We start from the raw sequence: 19665 nt of genomic DNA on the forward strand, positions 1-19665 counted from the left end.
GCCCAACCCCCAGCCAACCCCCAGCCGCCCCCCCCACCCAGCCCCCCGCAGCCGCCTCGCCCCGCACGCCCGGCCGGCCCGATCCGCCCGAACGGTTGACTCGATACATTCGTGTATCCAAGATGCGGTCCATGTCCTATGACGCCGATGTGATCGTGATCGGGGCCGGCCTCGCCGGTCTCGTCGCCACCGCCGAGCTGGTCGACGCCGGCCGGTCCGTGATCCTCCTGGACCAGGAGCCCGAACAGTCCCTCGGCGGCCAGGCCCACTGGTCCTTCGGCGGGCTCTTCCTCGTCGACTCGCCCGAACAGCGCCGGCTGCGCGTCCGGGACAGCCACGCCCTCGCCCTCCAGGACTGGATGGGCACCGCCGGCTTCGACCGGCCCGAGGACGCGTGGGCCCGGCGCTGGGCGGAGGCGTACGTCGACTTCGCCGCCGGCGAGAAGCGCTCCTGGCTCCACGCGCGCGGGATCCGCTTCTTCCCCGTCGTCGGCTGGGCCGAGCGCGGCGGCTACGACGCGAACGGCCACGGCAACTCCGTCCCCCGCTTCCACATCACCTGGGGTACGGGCCCCGGCCTCGTCGCCCCCTTCGAGGCGAAGGTCCGCGAGGGCGTCGCCCGGGGCCTCGTCGCCTTCCGCTTCCGCCACCGCGTCACCTCCCTCGGCCGCACCGGGGGCGCCCTCGACACGGTCACCGGCGAGGTCCTGGAGCCCTCGGACGCCGAGCGCGGCACCGCCAGCAGCCGTACCGTCACCGGCTCCTTCGAGCTGCGGGCGCAGGCGGTGATCGTCACCACCGGCGGCATCGGCGGCAACCACGACCTGGTCCGCGCCCAGTGGCCGGCCCGTCTCGGCACCCCGCCCGCGAAGCTGCTCTCCGGCGTCCCGGCCCACGTCGACGGCCTGATGCTTGGCATCGCGGAGAAGGCCGGCGCCCGGCACGTCAACCGCGACCGGATGTGGCACTACACCGAGGGCATCGAGAACTGGAACCCCCTCTGGGCCCGGCACGGCATCCGCATCCTGCCGGGCCCCTCCTCCCTCTGGCTCGACGCGACCGGCAAGCGGCTCCCGGTCCCGCTCTTCCCGGGCTTCGACACCCTCGGCACCCTCGAACACATCATGCGGACCGGCCACGACCACACCTGGTTCGTCCTCGACCGGCGGATCATCGGCAAGGAGTTCGCCCTCTCCGGCTCCGAGCAGAACCCCGACCTCACCGGCAAGTCCGTCCGCGACGTCCTCGGCCGCGCCCGCGCCGACGTGCCCGGCCCCGTCCGGGCGTTCATGGACAAGGGCGCCGACTTCGTCGTCGAGGACGACCTGCCGGCCCTCGTCCGCGGCATGAACCGGATCACCGGTCGGGACCTGATCGACGAGGCGGCCCTGCGCCACGAAATCACCGCCCGCGACCGCGAGATCGCCAACCCCTTCACCAAGGACCTCCAGATCACCGCGATCCGCGGCGCCCGCGGCTACCTCGGCGACCGCCTCATCCGCACCGCCGCCCCGCACCGCATCCTCGACCCCAAGGCCGGCCCGCTGATCGCCGTCCGCCTCAACATCCTCACCCGCAAGTCCCTCGGGGGCCTCCAGACCGACCTCTCCTCCCGCGTCCTCACCGAGACCGGCGAACCCCTGCCGGGCCTGTACGCGGCGGGCGAGGCCGCCGGCTTCGGCGGCGGCGGCGTCCACGGCTACCGCTCCCTCGAAGGCACCTTCCTCGGCGGCTGCGTCTTCTCCGGCCGCGCGGCGGGCCGGGCGGCGGCGGTCGCGGTGGACTGAGACGGCCGCCGGCCCGGCCTCGGACGCCGAAGGGCCCCGGGCCTCCGAGGGGGAGGTCCGGGGCCCTTCGCGCCGCCGTCGCCTCTACACCAGCAGGGACAGCAGCAGCACGAACACCAGGCCCACGACCGAGATGATGGTCTCCATCACCGACCAGGTCTTGATCGTCTGGCCGACGTTCATGCCGAAGTACTCCTTCACCAGCCAGAAACCGGCGTCGTTGACGTGGCTGAAGAAGAGCGAACCGGCACCGATGGCCAGCACGAGCAGCGCCGTCTCGCCCGTCGACATGCCCGCGGCCAGCGGGGCCACCAGGCCCGCCGCCGAGATCGTCGCGACCGTGGCGGAGCCCGTCGCGAGGCGGATGGCGACCGCGATCAGCCAGGCGAGCAGCAGCGCCGGGATCGACCAGTCCTTGGAGAAGTCCAGGATCATCTGGCCGACGCCGATGTCGATCAGGGTCTGCTTGAAGCCGCCGCCGGCGCCGACGATCAGCAGCACGCCCGCGATCGGGGCGAGGGACTTCTCGACGGTCGAGGACAGCCGCTCCTTGGTGAAGCCGGCCGCCCGGCCCAGCGTGAACAGGCCCACTATCACCGCGGCGAGCAGCGCGATCAGCGGCGAGCCGATGACGTCGGTGACCTTCTGCACCGCGTTCTCCGGGTCGTCGACCACGATGTCGACGAGCGCCTTCACCAGCATCAGGACGACCGGCAGCATCACGGTGGCGACGGTGACGCCGAAGCCGGGACGCTTGTCCAGGTCCTCGGAGGGACGCGACGGGATCATGTGCTCGGGCGCCTGGATGTCCACCCAGCGGGCGGCGTACCGGGAGAAGACCGGGCCGGCGATGATCACGGTCGGGACGGCGACGACGAGGCCGAGGGCGAGGGTGACGCCCAGGTTGGCGCCGACGGCGTCGATCGCGACGAGCGGGCCGGGGTGCGGCGGGATCAGCCCGTGCATCACGGAGAGGCCGGCGAGGGCGGGGATGCCGATCCGCATCAGGGAGTAGTTGCCGCGCTTGGCGACCATCAGGACCACCGGGATCAGCAGCACGATGCCGACCTCGAAGAAGAGCGGCAGACCGATCACCGAGGCGATGAGGACCATCGCCCACGGCATGGACCGCTTGCTCGCCTTCGCGAGGATCGTGTCGACGATCTGGTCGGCGCCGCCGGAGTCGGCGAGCAGCTTGCCGAGGATCGCGCCGAGCGCGATCAGCACGCCGACGCCGGCGACGGTGTTGCCGAGTCCGGTGCTGAACGACTTGATGGTGTCCGCGAGCGGCGCCCCGGCGAACGCGCCGAGCGCGAGCGAGCCGATGGTCAGCGCCAGGAACGCGTGCAGCTTGAACTTGGTGATGAGCAGGACGATGACGGCGATGCCGGCGAGAACGGCGATGCCCAGCTGGGCGTTGCCGGCCGAGGTGATCGGTTCGACGGCGTCCGCTGCCAGGGTCTCGACGCTGAGACTGGTCACGGTGGTGTCCTTCGTACGGGCAGGCGGGGGGGAGAGGGTTCAGCCGGCGAGGCGCCGCAGCGCGGCGACGGCCCGTTCGGTGATCTCCTGGGGGGTGCCGGAGACGTCGACGGCGACGCCGGCCTCGTCGTCCTGCAGCGGCTGCAGGGTGGCGAACTGCGAATCCAGCAGGGCGGTGGGCATGAAGTGGCCCTTGCGGGAGGCCATCCGGCCCTCGATCAGCTCCCGGTCCCCGGTCAGGTGGAGGAAGACGACCCCGGGGGCGGCCGCGCGCAGCCGGTCCCGGTAGATCCGCTTCAGCGCGGAACTGCTCACCACCCCGCCGAGCCCGGCCCGGTCGTGCGCCCAGGCGCCGATGGCGTCGAGCCACGGTTCCCGGTCGGCGTCGTCGAGCGGGACCCCGGCCGACATCTTGGCCACGTTGGCCGCCGGGTGGAAGTCGTCGCCCTCCGCGTACGGCAGGCCGAGGGCGTCGGCGACCAGCGGGCCGATCGTGGTCTTCCCGGTCCCGGCGACGCCCATGACGACGACGACCGGGGGAGCGGCGGGGTGGGGGGTGGTGCTCATGGGAATGCCTCGCTGTCTTCTTCGACATCGGTGCCGTTCGACATCGGTGCTGTCTTCGCGACATCGATCCGTCGCGCTCATGAAACCTATTGAGTACGACGTATTCAAGAGTCTGTGACATAAAAGTAGTACTTTTAATTCCCGATGTGATCACCGGAGCGCCCCCGCATAGGCTGAGTCCCATGACGACAGCGGCCCAGGGGCTCCACTCGCACGTGCTCGCCACCCTGGGCCTGGCCATCACCGCCGGGGAGCACCCGCCCGGCACGGTGCTCCGCACCGACGAGCTCGCCCAGACCTTCGACGTCTCCCGGACCGTCGTCCGCGAGGTCGTCCGCGTCCTGGAGTCGATGCACCTGGTGGAGTCCCGCCGCCGGGTCGGCGTCACGGTCCTGCCCACCGAGAGCTGGAACGTCTACGACCCCCAGGTCATCCGCTGGCGCCTGGCCGGCGCCGACCGCCCCCGCCAGCTCCGCTCGCTCACCGTGCTGCGCTCCGCCGTCGAACCCGTCGCCGCCGGTCTCGCCGCCGTCCACGCCACCCCGGACCAGTGCCGCGAGCTCACCGAGCGGGCCCTCGGTATGGTCGCCACCTCGCGCGGCCGGCAGCTGGAGGCGTACCTCGTCCACGACATCGCCTTCCACCGGGTCGTCCTGAACGCCTCGGGGAACGAGATGTTCGCCCGTCTCGGGGACGTCGTCGCCGAGGTCCTCACCGGCCGCACCCACCACCACGTGATGTTCGAGGACCCCGACCCGGCCGCCGTCACCCTCCACGTCCAGGTCGCCGAGGCGGTGCGGGAGCGGGACGCCGCCCGCGCCGAGGCCCTGACCCGCGAGATCGCCGTCGGCGCGCTCAAGGAGCTGGACGTCCTGGCCCCGTGACGCCCTCCGTCCGCCAGACCCCGTTCGTACGCCGTACAGCGCTGCGTAACCTCTGAACTAGCTCAAATACGGGCGTTCAGTGAATTCGCTCACAGTCAGTGAGCGGGCCTTGCCGTGAGGATGTCTGCTGGCCGTGCGGGAACGTCCCCCACGAAGGGACCCGCCCGGCCGGGTACCGCACAGCCCCACCTCCCTCACGAAGGCGAACAACTCCATGACTGACCGCGTCATCGCGGCCGAGCCGCTGTCCGCCGCCCCGGCGAACACGCCGGCCTCCCCCCACGTGGACGCCGGCGACGCCGGATACCGCAAGGACCTCAAGTCCCGGCACATCAACATGATCGCCATCGGCGGCGCGATCGGCACCGGACTCTTCCTCGGCGCCGGCGGCCGGATGGCCAGCGCCGGCCCCTCGCTCTTCATCGCGTACGCGGTCTGCGGCGTCTTCGCCTTCTTCGTGGTCCGGGCCCTCGGCGAGCTCGTGCTCTACCGCCCGTCCTCCGGCGCCTTCGTCTCCTACGCCCGCGAGTTCATGGGCGAGAAGGGCGCCTACACGGCCGGCTGGCTCTACTTCCTCAACTGGTCGACCACCGCCGTCGCCGACATCACCGCCGCGGCCACCTACGCCCACTTCTGGTCGATGTTCAGCGACGTCCCGCAGTGGATCCTCGCCCTGATCGCCCTCGCGGTCGTCCTCGCCGCCAACCTCATCTCGGTGAAGTACTTCGGCGAGATGGAGTTCTGGTTCGCGATCATCAAGGTCGCCGCGCTCGTCGCCTTCATGCTCGTCGGCATCTTCCTCGTCGTGACCTCGCACGACGTCGGCGGCTCCACCCCGGGCCTCGCCAACATCACCGACAACGGCGGCATCTTCCCCAACGGCATGATGCCGATGCTCCTGCTCATCCAGGGCGTCGTCTTCGCCTACGCCTCCGTCGAGCTCTGCGGCGTCGCCGCCGGCGAGACCGAGAACCCCGAGAAGATCATGCCGAAGGCGATCAACTCGATCATGTGGCGCGTCGGCCTCTTCTACGTCGGCTCCGTCGTCCTGCTCGCGCTGATCCTCCCGTACACCGCCTACTCCGGCGACCAGAGCCCCTTCGTCACCGTCTTCGACAAGCTGGGCGTCCCCGGCGCCGCCGGCGTGATGAACCTCGTCGTCCTCACCGCCGCCCTCTCCAGCCTCAACTCCGGCCTGTACTCCACCGGCCGCATCCTGCGCTCCATGTCGCTGGCCGGCTCCGCGCCGAAGTTCACCGGCGTCATGAACAAGGGCGGCGTCCCCTACGGCGGCATCCTGCTCACCGCGGGCTTCGGCGTCGTCGGCGTGGTCCTCAACGCCAGGATGCCCGAGGAGGCCTTCGAGCTGGTCCTCAACTTCGCCTCGATCGGCATCATCGGCACCTGGGCCATGATCATGGTGTGTTCGCTGCTCTTCGTCCGCCGCGCCGAGCAGGGCGTCCTCACCCGCCCCGCCTACCGGCTGCCCTGGGCCCCGTACACCCAGATCGTGACCCTGGTCTTCCTCGGCTCCGTCCTCGTCCTCATGTGGATGGACGGCGGCATCGGCCGCACCACCGTGAACTGCCTGCCGCTGATCGGCGCGGCCCTCGTCGGCGGCTGGTTCCTGGTCCGCCGCCGGGTCCGCGAGACCTCCGGCGAGCAGGACTGACCCCACCGCCCCCCGGCTCCCCCCACGGGAGCGGCGGACCCCCGCAGGCACGGCCTGCGGGGGTCTCGCCTTTTATCAGGAGATAGTGGTACGCAGGAGGCTTACAAGATCCTCTGAAGGGAAGTCAGCGATGCCACAGCACGTACGGGGCGTCATCGCCCCCGGCCGCAACGAGCCGGTGCGGATCGAGACCGTCGTCGTCCCCGACCCCGGCCCCGGCGAGGCCGTCGTCCGCGTGGAGGCCTGCGGCGTCTGCCACACCGACCTGCACTACAAGCAGGGCGGGATCAACGACGACTTCCCCTTCCTCCTCGGCCACGAGGCCGCGGGCACCGTGGAGTCGGTCGGCGAGGGCGTCACCGACGTCGCCCCCGGCGACTACGTGATCCTCAACTGGCGGGCCGTCTGCGGCCAGTGCCGCGCCTGCCGCCGCGGCCGCCCCTGGTACTGCTTCGACACCCACAACGCCCGGCAGAAGATGACGCTCCTCGACGGCACGGAGCTCTCCCCGGCCCTCGGCATCGGAGCCTTCGCCGAGAAGACCCTCGTCGCCGCCGGCCAGTGCACCAAGGTCGACCGCTCCGTCGCCCCCGAGATCGCCGGCCTCCTCGGCTGCGGCGTGATGGCCGGCATCGGCGCCGCGATCAACACCGGCAACGTCTCCCGCGGCGACACCGTCGCCGTCATCGGCTGCGGAGGCGTCGGCGACGCCGCCATCGTCGGTTCCCGCCTCGCCGGCGCCGCGAAGATCATCGCCGTCGACGTCGACGAGCGAAAACTGGCCAAGGCCGAGGAGATGGGCGCCACCGACACCGTCGACTCCCGCACCACCGACCCCGTCGAGGCGATCCGCGCCCTCACCGGCGGCTTCGGCGCCGACGTCGTCATCGAGGCCGTCGGCCGCCCCGAGACGTACCGGCAGGCCTTCTACGCCCGCGACCTCGCCGGCACCGTCGTCCTCGTCGGCGTCCCCACCCCCGAGATGAAGCTCGAACTGCCCCTCCTCGACGTCTTCGGCCGCGGCGGCTCCCTCAAGTCCTCCTGGTACGGCGACTGCCTGCCCTCCCGCGACTTCCCCATGCTCATCGACCTGCACCGGCAGGGCCGCATCGACCTCGGCGCCTTCGTCACCGAGACCATCGCCCTCGACGACGTCGAGAAGGCCTTCGCCCGCATGCACGAGGGCGACGTGCTGCGGTCCGTGGTGGTGCTGTGATGACCGCCCGCATCGAGCGCCTCGTCACCTCCGGCACCTTCAGCCTCGACGGCGGCACCTGGGACGTCGACAACAACGTCTGGATCGTCGGCGACGACGAGGAGGCGATCGTCATCGACGCCGCCCACGACGCCGACGCCGTCCTCGAAGCCCTCGACGGCCGCACCCTGCGCGCCATCGTCTGCACCCACGCCCACGACGACCACGTCGGCGCGGCCCCCGCGCTCGCCGCCGCCACCGGCGCCCGCGTCCTGCTGCACCCCGCCGACCAGCCGCTGTGGAAGCTCACCCACCCCGACCACACCCCCGACGGCGAGCTCGCCGACGGCCAGGTCCTCACCATCGCCGGCACCGACCTGAAGGTCCTCCACACCCCCGGCCACGCCCCCGGAGCGGTCTGCCTGTACGTCCCCGACCTGGGCACCGTCTTCACCGGCGACACCCTCTTCCAGGGCGGCCCCGGCGCCACCGGCCGGTCCTTCTCCGACTTCCCCACGATCGTCGACTCGATCCGGGAGAAGCTCCTGACCCTCCCGCCGGAGACGGTCGTCCGCACCGGCCACGGCGACTCCACCACCATCGGCGCGGAAGCCCCGCACCTGGAGGAGTGGATCGCTAGGGGCCACTGAGCGAGAGCCGGCTCTCGAACCGCCTCTCCTCGCCCGTGACCGGGTCGGTGAACTCCAGCGCCGCCGCGAGCAGCCGCAGCGGCCGCCGGTAGTCCTCCGGCCCGTCCTCACGCACCACCGGATAGAGCGGATCGTCGACGATCGGCAGCCCCAGCGCGTTCATGTGCACCCGCAGCTGATGCGTCTTCCCGGTCTCCGGCAGCAGCCGGTACCGCCCGTGGGCGCCGACCCGCTCCACCAGCTCGATCCGGCTCACCGCGTTCGGCTCGCCCGGCACCTCCCGGGCGGCCGGCACCCCCCGCTCCTTCTCGATCCGGCTGCGCACCGTCACCGGCAGCGCCACCCCGGGGTCGTACGGCGCCACCGCCTTGTACTCCTTGCGCATCCGCCGCTCCTTGAACAGCAGCTGGTACGCCCCCCGGTCCTCCGGCCGCACCACGAAGAGCACGAGGCCCGCCGTCAGCCGGTCGAGCCGGTGCGCCGGCTGGAGCCCCGGCAGTCCGAGCCCCGCCCGCAGCCGCGCCACCGCCGTCTCGGTCACATGCCGCCCGCGCGGGGTCGTCGCCAGGAAGTGCGGCTTGTCCGCCACCAGGATCCGCTCGTCGCGGTACACCACCCCGACCTCGAACGGCACCCGCTCCTCGGGCGCCAGGTCCCGGTGGAACCACAGCCACCGCCCCGGCTCGTACGGCTCCGAGGCCGCCGCCGCCCGCCCGTCGGCCCCGACGAACCGCCCCGCGTCCAGCATCGCGCCGATCCGCTCCGCACCGACCGCCGCCCCGTACCGCCCCAGGAGGTACGCCCCCACGGTCGGCCAGGCTCCCGCCGGGTCCTCCGGCAGCCGGAGCCGGACGGGATCGATCCCCTCCCGCTGCGGCAGCGGCGCCGCCGGAACCCTCTTCCTGCGCACCGCTCCGCCTCGCCCTCGTCGCACAACGCCGAAGTCCCGGTCGAGTGAACTCGACCGGGACTTCTTCTGGTGTCCGAGGGGGGACTTGAACCCCCACGCCCGATAAAGGGCACTAGCACCTCAAGCTAGCGCGTCTGCCATTCCGCCACCCGGACAAGGTGTCTGTCTCGCGGCCCTGGGCCGTTCCGACGAGGGAAACCATAGCAAACAATCGGACCGGTCGATCACCACGCCCTTGTGCCGCCGGGGCGGGAGCGGGGGAGGATGGGGGCGACCACCAGCAAGCACGTGGGGCACGTCGTGGGAGGAAGCAGCGTGAGCGAGTCGAACACCGGCCGGACCGTCGCGGGCGAGGACGAGGTCGTCGACCTCTGCCGGGACCTCATCCGCATCGACACCAGCAACTACGGGGACCACTCCGGCCCGGGGGAGCGCGCCGCGGCCGAGTACGTCGCCGAGAAGCTCGCCGAGGTCGGCCTCGAACCGAAGATCATCGAGTCCCACAAGGGGCGGGCCTCCACCGTCGCCCGCATCGAGGGCGAGGACCCCTCGCGCCCGGCGCTGCTCATCCACGGGCACACCGACGTCGTCCCGGCCGACGCCGCCGACTGGACCCACCACCCCTTCTCCGGCGAGGTCGCCGACGGCTGCGTCTGGGGCCGCGGCGCCGTCGACATGAAGGACATGGACGCGATGACCCTCGCGGTCGTCCGCGACCGGCTGCGCAGCGGCCGCAAGCCCCCCCGCGACGTCGTCCTCGCCTTCCTCGCCGACGAGGAGGCCGGCGGCACCTACGGCGCCCGCCACCTGGTCGACAAGCACCGGGACGTCTTCGACGGCGTCACCGAGGCCATCGGCGAGGTCGGCGGCTTCTCCTTCACCGTGAACGAGAACCTCCGCCTCTACCTGGTCGAGACCGCCCAGAAGGGCATGCACTGGATGCGGCTCACCGTCGAGGGCACGGCCGGCCACGGCTCGATGACCAACGACGACAACGCCATCACCGAGCTCTGCGAGGCCGTCGGCCGGCTCGGCCGCCACCAGTGGCCGGTCCGCGTCACCAAGACCGTCCGCAGCTTCCTCGACGAGCTGTCCGACGCCCTCGGCACCCCGCTCGACCCCGAGGACATGGACGGCACCCTCGCCAAGCTCGGCGGCATCGCCAAGATGGTCGGCGCGACCCTGCGCAACTCCGCCGCCCCCACCATGCTCGGCGCCGGCTACAAGGTGAACGTCATCCCCGGCCAGGCCACCGCCCACGTCGACGGCCGCTTCCTGCCCGGCTACGAGCAGGAGTTCCTCGCCGACCTCGACCGTATCCTCGGCCCCAAGGTCAAGCGCGAGGACGTGCACGGCGACAAGGCCCTGGAGACCAGCTTCGACGGCGCCCTCGTCGACGCCATGCAGCTCGCCCTGCGCGCCGAGGACCCGATCGCCCGCGCCGTGCCGTACATGCTCTCCGGCGGCACCGACGCCAAGTCCTTCGACGACCTCGGCATCCGCTGCTTCGGCTTCGCCCCGCTCCAGCTGCCGCCGGAGCTCGACTTCGCCGGCATGTTCCACGGCGTCGACGAGCGCGTCCCCGTCGACGGCCTGAAGTTCGGCGTCCGCGTCCTGGACCGCTTCCTCGACGCCTGCTGACCGCGCGCCGGGCCGAATTCGGCAGCGCGTTTGGGTCTGCCCGGAAAGAGTGAATGCACCCGGGGGCTCGTAGCCCCCACCCTTCCCCCTCGTTACAGGTGATGCGGTCCGCGGCTGGGGCCGCATTGCCAACTAGGAGGAATAATGATCAAGAAGGTCGTCGCTGCTGCGGCTGCCACCGGCGGTCTCGTTCTCGCGGGCGCGGGCATGGCCGTCGCCGACGCGGGTGCCCAGGGTGCGGCCATCGGTTCCCCCGGTGTCCTCTCGGGCAACGTCGTGCAGGTCCCGGTTCACGTGCCCGTGAACGTCTGCGGCAACACGGTCTCCGTGATCGGTCTGCTGAACCCCGCCTTCGGCAACACCTGCATCAACGCCTGACGTTGTGCCCCGCCCCTTGAGGGCGTGAGCCGTCCGGCCCCGGAGTGCGTGCCATGCACTCCGGGGCCGGTGGCCATTCCGCCCCGGGCACGGGCCCGGTGGCCCTCACTCCCCGCCGGTCGGGCCTTCCGGACCGATCAGGCGCATTGCCGAGAAGGCAGGTAAGCAAGCTATGCGACAGGTCACGCGCAAGAGCATCATCACCGTCGCGGCGGCCGGAGGCGTCCTCGCGCTCGGCGGCGGCATCGCGCAGGCCGATTCCACCGCCGGCGGCACGGCCAGGAACTCACCCGGCGTCGCGTCCGGGAACACCGTGCAGGTCCCGGTCCACGCCCCGGTCAACGCCTGCGGCAACACCGTGAACGTCGTCGGGGTGCTCAACCCGGCGATGGGCAACTCCTGCGCGAACATCCCCGCGCAGTCCCGCCCCGGCACGTCCGGCGGCGCGTCCGCGAGCGACTCCCCGGGCGTCGCCTCCGGCAACACCGTGGTCGTCCCGGTCGAGGTGCCCGTGAACGCGTGCGGCAACAGCGTCACAGGCATCGGCCTCGGCAACGCGGCCGCGGGCAACGACTGCGCCGACGGCCGGACCGCCGACCCCGGCTACGGCGAGGAGGAGCCCGGCGGCTACGGCGAGGAGCCGGGCGGCTACGGCGAGGAGACCCCGCCGGGGACCCCCGGGACCCCTGGCACGCCTGGTACGCCCGGCACGCCGGGGACCCCCGGCACGCCGGGGACTCCCGGTACGCCGGGGACTCCCGGGACCCCTGGCACGCCGGGGACTCCCGGTACGCCGGGTACGCCTGGCACTCCCGGTACGCCTGGCACTCCCGGTACCCCCGGTGTGCCGCCGAGCCCCGACGGTGGCTCGAACCACCCCGGGCCGCAGCTCACGCCGCCGCCGGCCTCCCCGGACGAGCTCGCCGAGACCGGCGCGGGCGCGCCGCTCGGCGTGATCGTCCCGGCCGCCGCCGGCATGCTCCTCGCGGGCTCGCTGGTCTACCGCCGCTCCCGCCGCGGCGCCTGACCCGCACCGCCCGGAACGCGAAGGGGCCCCGCGCCGTGCGGGGCCCCTTTCCGCGTCCGTCACCAGGTCGCGCGCACCTGACGGATGATCCGCCGCTTCAGCCGCACTCTGCGGCTCCCGTCCCGGCGGAGGGTGAGTCGGTCCAACTCCCAGTGTCCGTACTCGGCATGGTCGGTCAGAAGCCGCGTCGCCTCCTTGCGGGAGACCCCTCGCGGCACGTACACGTCGACAAATTCGTATTCCGGCATCGCATCTATTGTGCGGGCACCGGCCCGGTACGGATAGCGTCTGTCCCATGTCTGATGCTGCGCAGCCCACCGCTGCCGAGGTACGTGCCGCCGCAGAGGCGGTCAAGACCGCACTGGACCGCCACCTCGCGGCGGTCGAAGGCCGCACGGGGGACGACGACACGGCGGTGTACGAGGCGTTCAACGCGCTCGCGGCGGCCGCCGAGTCCTACGACGAACTCCTCTACGACCGCTACGACGAGGTGACCCCCTTCGAGATTCCCGGGGCCGACGACGGGCTGCCGCCCTACGCCGGACCTGACGAACCCCACGCCCTCAGCGTGCTGATCCGCCGCGACTACGCGGTGGCCGAGCCGCGCCGGCTGGTGGCCCAGGCCCGGCGCGTCGCCGACCTGGACCCCGACGAGGACGGGCCCCGCACCACGGCCGCCGCGCTCGGCGTCCTCTTCGGGGAGTACGAGCCCGACGAGATCGCCTCCCGGCACAAGGACTTCGGCCTGGAGGAGGGCGACTCCACGCTCTGGGTGACCGCGGCGGGCGACCTCCCGGAGCCGGGGGAGTGGCTGGCCGCCCCCTTCGAGCAGGCCGACCCGGAGCGGATCGTCTGCCGCTTCGACATCAGCTCCGTCTTCGACGACGAGGACGACGAGGAGGCCGGTGAGGCGGCCGTCGGCCGCTGACACGCGACGGGAGGACGCCGGAGGGCCGGGACATCGCTTCTGGACGTCCCGGCCCTCCGGCGTTCCGCCGTCCGTCCCTACTCCTCGCCGGGCTCGGCGAGGAGGGCCGTCAGGAGGGGGCGCAGCCGGGTCGTGCGCGCCGGCGCGAGGACCTCGGCCACCGAGCGGGGCAGCGCCTGGTCCACGCCGTGCACGACCGACAGATGGCGCTCGGCCCGGCCGAAGGCCGTGTAGACCCACGGCCGGCTCAGGCCCGGCGCCGCGTCGCCCGGCAGGACCACGACCACCGCGGGCCAGCGGCCGCCCGCCGCCTGGTGCGCGGTGAGCGCCCAGCCGTGCCGCAGCGCCGACTCCACCCGCTCCTTCGGGACGAGAACCTCGCCGTCGCCGGTGCGCACGCGCAGGCCCTCGGCGTCGGCCCCCAGGACCGTGCCGGTCACCGTCCGGCCGGGTACCGGCGCGTACGCCACCCGGTCGCCCGGGTCGTAGCCGCCGAAGCGGCCGGGGCCGGGGTTCAGCCGCTGCTTCAGGGCCGTGTTCAGCGCGCGCGTCCCGGCCGAGCCGCCGTGGCCGACCGTGATCACCCGGGTCTGCTCGGGGGCGAGCCCGAAGGCGCGCGGCACCGAGTCGGCGACCAGCTGGACCGTGCGGTGCACGGCCTCGCCGGCGTCCCGCACGGGGACGATCACGACCTCCTTGCCGGGGGCCTCGACCTGGTTCAGCTCCCCGACGCCGATGCCCGAGACCAGCTCGCCCAGCGGGCCGGGGTCGGGACGGCGGGAGGCCACCCGGGGGCAGACGCGGGCCGCCAGGGCGTCGGCGAAGACCGCGCCGGGACCGGCCGCCCCGAGGACCTCCGGATCGCCGCTGAGGACCAGCCGGCAGCCGTCCGGGAGGGCCTCGACGAGCATCGCGCCGGTCTCGACGTCCAGCTGCGGGGCGTCGAGGACCACCAGCAGGTCCAGGGCGAGGGCACCCTCCTCGTCCCGGCCGGGACCGGCCGTCCCGGAGAGCAGCGCGGCGAGCGCCACGGTCGTCCCCGAGGCGCGCTCCTCCTCGGTCAGGCGCTCGGCGTCGTGCACGGTGACCAGGACGCGCAGGCCGCGCTCCCGGGCCGTGGCGGCGAGCTCCAGCGGCTCGGCGCGGGCGGCCTCGCCGCCGGTGTGCAGCACCAGACCGTGGCCGCCGACGGCCCGCTCCAGTTCGCCGCCGTCCCACTCGCGCGGGGTGACCGTGCGCACCAGCCGGGCGAGGCCGTCCGCGAGGCTCTCCTCGGCCAGGGCGTACCGGTCGAGCCCGAGCAGCGCGGGTTCCGCCGGGCCCTCGTCGGCCCCGGCGTCCTCGGCGGCCGCCTCGCCCGCTTCGTCGCCGCCGGGCTCCCGGGGGGCCTCGTCCTCCTCCTGGAAGATCAGGACGGCGCCCTCGGAGACGGCCGTGCCGACGGCCTTCTCGGGATCGGGGACCTGGTGCCGGGCGAGTCCGGCCGCCACCTCGTCGAGGGTGAGCGCGGTGTGGCCCTGGAGTGCGGCGCGGTCGAGCAGCCACACGGTCAGGGCGACGGCCCGGCGCGGATCGTCGGGACCGCAGGCACCGCCGAGCAGCGCCCGCGCGAAGCCGTCGGCCTGCTCCGGCCGCACCCCGGGGACGGCCAGGAGCCGCCACGGGTCCTCCGTCAGGGCCCCGGCCGCCTGCTCGCCCAGCGCGCCGACGACCTGGCCGGCCAGCGCCTCGGGCGCGCCGCCCCGGGCCAGCACCTCGCGGATCCCGGCCAGCGCGCCGGCCGTGGGCGCGGCCGGCGCCGCCGGGGCGGGCGGACGGACGGCGGTCTCGGCCGGGCGCGTGGAGCGCGGCGGCTCGGGCGCCGGAGCGAAGAAGGCGCCGCCGGACGCCGAGCCGCCCTCGACGGCCCGTACGGCGGCGAGCAGATCGGCGGCGGTGCCGCTGAGCTTGGTCCCGCTCGTCACGGGCCCGGACTTCTCGGCCTTCCGCGCCTCGATCCTGGCCCGCAGCTCCCGCTGGGCCGCCAGCTCCGCCTGCGCCTCGCTCACCTCCGGCGCCTCCGGTGCCCCCGGTGCCTCCTCCGCAGAGGCCTCGGCGGACTCGGCGGTGGCTTCGGAGGCGTCGGTCGTCCCGGCGGCCGCCGGCGCGTCCTCGGGGGCGGTCTCGCCCTCCTGGCCCACGTCCTCCCGGTCCATGTCCTCGGGTGCCTCGGGCGAGGTCTCCCCGGCAGGCTCGGTCACAAGGTGCTCCAGTCGTGATCCGGATAGCGGTGCACGGGCGCGGACACATCGTCCAAAGCCCGGCAGATCTCGTCAGGAAGACTAAGCCCCTCCACCGACAGCGCGGCCGTGAGCTGGCGTGCCGTGCGCGCGCCGACGATCGGGGCGGTGACGCCCGGCCGGTCCCTGACCCAGGCGAGCGCCACGTGCAGCGGGCTCGTGTTGAGCCCGTCGGCGGCGGTGCCGACGGCGTGCACGATCCGGCTCGCGGCCTCGTCGAGGTACGGCTCCACGAACGGCGCGAGCGCCTCCGACGCGCCCCGGGAGTCGGCCGGGGTGCCGCCGCGGTACTTGCCGGTGAGCACGCCGCGGCCGAGCGGGGAGGACGGCAGCAGGCCTATGCCGAGGTCGACCGCGGCCGGCAGCACCTCCCGCTCGATGCCCCGCTGGAGGAGCGAGTACTCCAGCTGCGCCCCGGCGAGCCGGGTGCGGTCGCCGGCCAGCTGCCAGGTGCCGGCCTTGGCGAGCTGCCAGCCGCAGAAGTTGGCCACGCCCGCGTACCGCGCCCGGCCGCTGCGCACCGCGATGTCGAGGGCCTGGAGGGACTCCTCCAGCGGGGTGTGCGGGTCGTAGGCGTGCAGCTGCCACAGGTCGACGTGGTCCGTGCCGAGCCGGGCGAGGGAGGCGTCGAGCGCGGCGAGCAGGTGGCCGCGCGAGCCGTCGGTGCGGCGGTCGGGGTCCGGGACGCTCCCGGCCTTGGTGGACAGGACCAGGTCCCGGCGCGGCACCAGCCGTTCCATGAGCCGGCCGAGGAGGTACTCCGCCTCCCCGCCGCCGTACACGTCGGCGGTGTCCACGAGCGTGCCGCCCGCGTCCCAGAACGCCTTCAACTGCTCGGCGGCGTCGTGCTCGTCGGTGTCCCGCCCCCAGGTGAGCGTGCCGAGCCCGATGCGCGAGACGCGCAGGCCGGTACGTCCGAGATGCCTCTGCTCCATGAGCGGGACATTACTGGCCGGGGCACCACGCGCAGAGACCCTGTGGACGGAAGCTGTGGACGAAGGACGGCGCGGCGTCCGGCCCCTGCCGGATGCGGGAGGGGCGCGCTAGAGTCCGGACCACAGACGTTACCGATGGGTAAGGGGTGCGTGGAATGCGGCTCGGCATCAACCTCGGCTACTGGGGCGCCGGCATGGACGGCGACAACCTCGCCGTCGCCCAGGAGGCCGACCGGCTCGGCTACGACGTCTGCTGGGCGGCGGAGGCGTACGGCTCGGACGCGCCGACCGTGCTCTCGTGGGTCGCCGCGAAGACGGAGCGGATCGACGTCGGCTCGGCGATCATGCAGATCCCGGCCCGCCAGCCCGCGATGACGGCGATGACCGCCGCCACCCTGGACTCGCTCTCCGGCGGCCGCTTCCGCCTCGGCCTCGGCGTCTCGGGACCGCAGGTCTCCGAGGGCTGGTACGGCGTGAAGTTCGACAAGCCGCTCGCCCGCACCCGCGAGTACGTGGAGATCGTCCGCAAGGCGATGTCCCGCGAGCGCCTCACCCACGACGGCGAGCACTGGACGCTGCCGCTGCCCGGCGGCCCCGGCAAGCCGATCAAGCTGACCGTCCACCCGCAGCGCGAGCACATCCCGCTGTACATCGCGGCGATCGGCCCGAAGAACCTGGAGCAGACCGGCGAGATCGCCGACGGCGCCCTGCTGATCTTCCCCTCGGCCGAGCACCTGGAGGAGACGGCGCTGCGCCCGCTGCGGGCGGGCCGCGAGAAGGCCGGACTGACCATGGACGGCTTCGACGTCTGTCCGACGCTGCCGCTGGCCCTCGGCGAGGACGTCGACGCGCTGGCCGACGTCTTCCGGCCGTACACCGCCCTCTACGTCGGCGGCATGGGCAGCCGCAAGCAGAACTTCTACAACCAGCTCGCCCGGCGCATGGGGTACGAGAAGGAGGCCGCCGAGATCCAGGACAAGTACCTGGCCGGCGACAAGGCGGGCGCAGCGGCGGCCGTGCCCCGCTCGCTGATCGAGCAGACCGCCCTGCTCGGCACCGTGGACCGGATCGCGGACCGCATGACCGCCTACGCGGCGGCGGGCGTCACCACGCTGACCCTGGCCCCCGCCGGCTTCACCCTCGACGAGCGCCTCACCGCGCTGCGCGCGGGCGTCGACGCCCTGGAGCGGGCGGGTCTGGCGTAAGGGAGGCCTGCGGCCGTGGTGGGGGCTCGGGGGTCTTCCCCGCCACGGCCGTCATGCCCTTCAACGCGCCACCGCGTCCCCGGTTACGGCCCCGGCCCTCACTCTTTCGGCCGACACCGCCGAGCCCTCCTGTTGCCCCGGGTCCCGGACCGCATTTGACTCGGTCTCCCGGACGCGCGGAGTGCGGTCGTCCGCAGGGAGGTGGCAGCGATGCTCACGGCCAAGAGCCTGTTCCAGGAAATCATCGACGACGACGACGCCTTCCGGCTCTTCTGCTCGATCGCCGCCAGCGGCGAGTCCCAGGGCGGCTGGGAGAACGCCCGGATCGCCGCCCTCGTCGCCCCCGGCATGCGGGAGCTCGCGCCCAAGATCACCCGGCACGGCGCCGACGAGGACAAGCACGGGCGCATCTTCCACGCGCTGCTGCGCAAGCGGGGCCTCGAACCCGTCCCCGTACCCCCCGAGACCGACTACACGATGCTCCTCGAACGGCGCGGCATCGGGCTCGCCCACGAGAAGCTGCGCGGCGACGAACCGCTGACCGAGCACGACGTCATCGTCTACCTCGCCCACAGCAGGGTCACCGAGCAGCGCGCGGCCGACCAGATGGACATGCTCGTCACGTACTTCGGGGACCACCCGGAGCTGGGCAAGGCCATCCACATGATCGACGACGACGAGGCCAACCACCTCGCCTACTGCCACGAGGAACTGCTCCGACTCGCCCGGGAGGGCCACGGCCGCCTCATCCAGACCACCCTGCGCGAGTCGGCGCTCGCCGAGATCCGGGTCTACCGGGACGTGAGCCTCGCCGTCATGGGCCACATGGGCCGGATCCTGAAGTGGCCGAGGGCCAAGGGCGCGGCGCTCGCCGCCGGCATCCACGGCGTGCACGCCTACGAGCGGCTCGCCGGCTGGCACAGGATGATCAGCCTGAGGACGCCGGAGCGGCGGAACGCGCTGGGCGGCCCCGTCACCCCCGCACCCGCGTTCTGACATACTCCGGCGGCGCGGCCGACTTCCCCGTCCCGGAATCGGGCGCCTTCTCAGAGCCAGCCGCGCCGCTTGAACAGGCGGTACAGGCCCGTCACGGCCCCCGCCATCAGAAGGATCACCGCCGGGTACGACCACGCCCAGTGAAGTTCCGGCATGTGGTCGAAGTTCATGCCGTAGATCCCGGCGACCATCGTCGGCACCGCGGCCATCGCCGCCCAGGCCGAGATCTTCCGCATGTCGTCGTTCTGCCGCACCCCCATCTGCGCCAGGTGCGCCGACAGCACGTCCGACAGCAGCCGGTCCAGCCCTTCCACCTGGTCGTTCGCCCGCAGCAGATGGTCGTTGACGTCCCGGAAGAAGGGCTGCGCCTCCTCGTGCACGAACGGCACCGAGCCCGCCGTCAGCCGGGCCATCGGGCCCGCCAGCGGTCCCGTCGCCCGGCGGAACTCCAGGACCTGCCGCTTCGCCGTGTAGATCCGCTCCGCCGTGTTCGCCGTGCCCGTCCCGCCCGGCGCGAAGACGTCGGCCTCCAGCTCCTCCAGGTCCACCTGGAGCTCGCCCGCCACGTCCAGGTAGTGGTCGACCACCGCGTCGCTCACCGCGTACAGCACCGCCGTCGGCCCGTGCCGCAGCACCTCCGGCTGGGTCTCCAGGCGCTTGCGCACCGCCGTCAGGGGCGCCCCCTCGCCGTGCCGGACCGTCACCACGAAGGAGTCGCCCAGGAAGAGCATCAGCTCGCCGGACGAGACCCGGTCGCTCTCCGGCTCGTAGTCCACCGGCTTGAGGACCGCGAAGAGGGAGTCGTCGTACACCTCCAGCTTGGGCCGCTGATGGGCCTTCAGGGCGTCCTCGACGGCCAGCGGATGCAGCGCGAACTCCGAGGCCACGTGGTCGAACTCGGCCTCCGTGGGCTCGTAGAGGCCCAGCCACAGGAAGGCGTGGCCGCTCTCCCGGGCCTCGGCCAGGGCGCGCGAGAGGTCGCCGTCGCATTCCGTCCGGCGTCCGTCGCGGTAGAGGGCAGAGTCGACGATCATCGCCGTATTGTCCCCCCAAATCGTCCCCCGAACCCTCCCGGCCCGCACGCGCGCGTGCTCCTCCACGGGCGCGCGGACCCGGGCGGGGCCGCGCC

Annotated in this window: 18 protein-coding genes and 1 tRNA gene; 11 read left to right on the forward strand and 8 right to left on the reverse strand. The window is 73.0% G+C overall.

What is annotated here, in order from left to right; all coding sequences use genetic code 11:
- Positions 1-131 precede the first annotated feature (131 nt).
- Positions 132-1787 (forward strand): FAD-binding dehydrogenase, encoded by a 1656-nt coding sequence (locus IE245_RS34485; protein WP_189955011.1) that lies wholly within the window; start codon positions 132-134, stop codon positions 1785-1787.
- A gap of 84 nt (positions 1788-1871) precedes the next feature.
- On the opposite strand, the gene IE245_RS34490 is transcribed toward IE245_RS34485, so the two are convergent.
- Complete coding sequence (locus IE245_RS34490) at positions 1872-3269, reverse strand: GntP family permease (protein WP_189955014.1); 1398 nt, start codon at positions 3267-3269, stop codon at positions 1872-1874.
- 39 nt (positions 3270-3308) lie between these two features.
- Positions 3309-3836 carry a gluconokinase gene (locus IE245_RS34495; RefSeq protein ID WP_189955016.1) on the reverse strand — a complete coding sequence of 176 codons (528 nt, stop codon included), beginning with the start codon at positions 3834-3836 and terminating at the stop codon, positions 3309-3311.
- A 182-nt stretch (positions 3837-4018) separates the two neighbouring features.
- Here IE245_RS34495 and IE245_RS34500 point away from each other — a divergent pair, with 182 nt between their 5' ends.
- The 4 genes from IE245_RS34500 (at position 4019) to IE245_RS34515 (ending at position 8237) form a co-directional block, all read left to right on the forward strand.
- Complete coding sequence (locus IE245_RS34500) at positions 4019-4720, forward strand: FadR/GntR family transcriptional regulator (protein WP_189955018.1); 702 nt, start codon at positions 4019-4021, stop codon at positions 4718-4720.
- A 214-nt stretch (positions 4721-4934) separates the two neighbouring features.
- Positions 4935-6392 carry an amino acid permease gene (locus tag IE245_RS34505; RefSeq protein ID WP_189955020.1) on the forward strand — a complete coding sequence of 486 codons (1458 nt, stop codon included), beginning with the start codon at positions 4935-4937 and terminating at the stop codon, positions 6390-6392.
- Between the two features lie 130 nt (positions 6393-6522).
- Positions 6523-7608, forward strand: coding sequence for an S-(hydroxymethyl)mycothiol dehydrogenase (locus IE245_RS34510; RefSeq protein WP_189955022.1), 1086 nt, complete (start codon positions 6523-6525; stop codon positions 7606-7608).
- Positions 7608-8237, forward strand: a complete 630-nt coding sequence (locus IE245_RS34515; protein ID WP_189955024.1) for an MBL fold metallo-hydrolase — start codon at positions 7608-7610, stop codon at positions 8235-8237. The genes IE245_RS34510 and IE245_RS34515 overlap by 1 nt, the downstream gene beginning before the upstream one ends.
- Here the strand turns inward: IE245_RS34515 and IE245_RS34520 are convergent.
- Positions 8224-9147, reverse strand: coding sequence for a pseudouridine synthase (locus IE245_RS34520; protein WP_189955026.1), 924 nt, complete (start codon positions 9145-9147; stop codon positions 8224-8226). The genes IE245_RS34515 and IE245_RS34520 overlap by 14 nt on opposite strands.
- Before the next feature lie 67 nt (positions 9148-9214).
- A tRNA-Leu gene (locus IE245_RS34525) sits at positions 9215-9302 on the reverse strand.
- Between the two features lie 160 nt (positions 9303-9462).
- On the opposite strand from IE245_RS34525, the gene IE245_RS34530 reads away from it, so the two are divergent.
- From IE245_RS34530 to IE245_RS34540, 3 genes are all read left to right on the forward strand, one after another.
- On the forward strand, positions 9463-10788 hold the full coding sequence (locus IE245_RS34530; RefSeq protein ID WP_189955028.1) for a M20/M25/M40 family metallo-hydrolase: 1326 nt from the start codon (positions 9463-9465) through the stop codon (positions 10786-10788).
- Positions 10789-10932: 144 nt separating this feature from the next.
- On the forward strand, positions 10933-11166 hold the full coding sequence (chpH, locus tag IE245_RS34535) for a chaplin ChpH (protein WP_030692834.1): 234 nt from the start codon (positions 10933-10935) through the stop codon (positions 11164-11166).
- 172 nt (positions 11167-11338) lie between these two features.
- A complete protein-coding gene (locus tag IE245_RS34540; RefSeq protein WP_189955029.1) occupies positions 11339-12193 on the forward strand; it encodes a chaplin in 855 nt (284 codons plus the stop codon).
- A gap of 59 nt (positions 12194-12252) precedes the next feature.
- On the opposite strand, the gene IE245_RS34545 is transcribed toward IE245_RS34540, so the two are convergent.
- Positions 12253-12441: a DUF5703 family protein gene (locus tag IE245_RS34545; protein WP_189955031.1), complete on the reverse strand. Its 189-nt coding sequence runs from the start codon at positions 12439-12441 to the stop codon at positions 12253-12255.
- Positions 12442-12488: 47 nt separating this feature from the next.
- Here IE245_RS34545 and IE245_RS34550 point away from each other — a divergent pair, with 47 nt between their 5' ends.
- Positions 12489-13121 carry a hypothetical protein gene (locus IE245_RS34550; RefSeq protein WP_189955033.1) on the forward strand — a complete coding sequence of 211 codons (633 nt, stop codon included), beginning with the start codon at positions 12489-12491 and terminating at the stop codon, positions 13119-13121.
- Between the two features lie 77 nt (positions 13122-13198).
- Here the strand turns inward: IE245_RS34550 and IE245_RS34555 are convergent, their stop codons facing one another.
- Complete coding sequence (locus IE245_RS34555) at positions 13199-15316, reverse strand: ATP-dependent DNA helicase (RefSeq protein WP_189955066.1); 2118 nt, start codon at positions 15314-15316, stop codon at positions 13199-13201.
- Between the two features lie 41 nt (positions 15317-15357).
- Positions 15358-16335, reverse strand: a complete 978-nt coding sequence (locus tag IE245_RS34560; protein ID WP_189955035.1) for an aldo/keto reductase — start codon at positions 16333-16335, stop codon at positions 15358-15360.
- A 155-nt stretch (positions 16336-16490) separates the two neighbouring features.
- Here IE245_RS34560 and IE245_RS34565 point away from each other — a divergent pair, with 155 nt between their 5' ends.
- Both IE245_RS34565 and IE245_RS34570 read left to right on the forward strand, forming a co-directional pair.
- The gene (locus tag IE245_RS34565) at positions 16491-17540 is read left to right on the forward strand and encodes an LLM class F420-dependent oxidoreductase (protein WP_189955038.1); all 1050 of its coding nucleotides are present in this window, start codon (positions 16491-16493) and stop codon (positions 17538-17540) included.
- Positions 17541-17750: 210 nt separating this feature from the next.
- Positions 17751-18536, forward strand: a complete 786-nt coding sequence (locus tag IE245_RS34570; RefSeq protein WP_189955040.1) for a ferritin-like domain-containing protein — start codon at positions 17751-17753, stop codon at positions 18534-18536.
- A gap of 50 nt (positions 18537-18586) precedes the next feature.
- On the opposite strand, the gene corA is transcribed toward IE245_RS34570, so the two are convergent.
- Positions 18587-19570 (reverse strand): magnesium/cobalt transporter CorA, encoded by a 984-nt coding sequence (corA, locus tag IE245_RS34575; RefSeq protein ID WP_189955042.1) that lies wholly within the window; start codon positions 19568-19570, stop codon positions 18587-18589.
- Positions 19571-19665 lie beyond the last annotated feature (95 nt).

The sequence above is a fragment of the Streptomyces roseolus genome (assembly GCF_014649855.1).
GTDB lineage: Bacteria > Actinomycetota > Actinomycetes > Streptomycetales > Streptomycetaceae > Streptomyces > Streptomyces roseolus.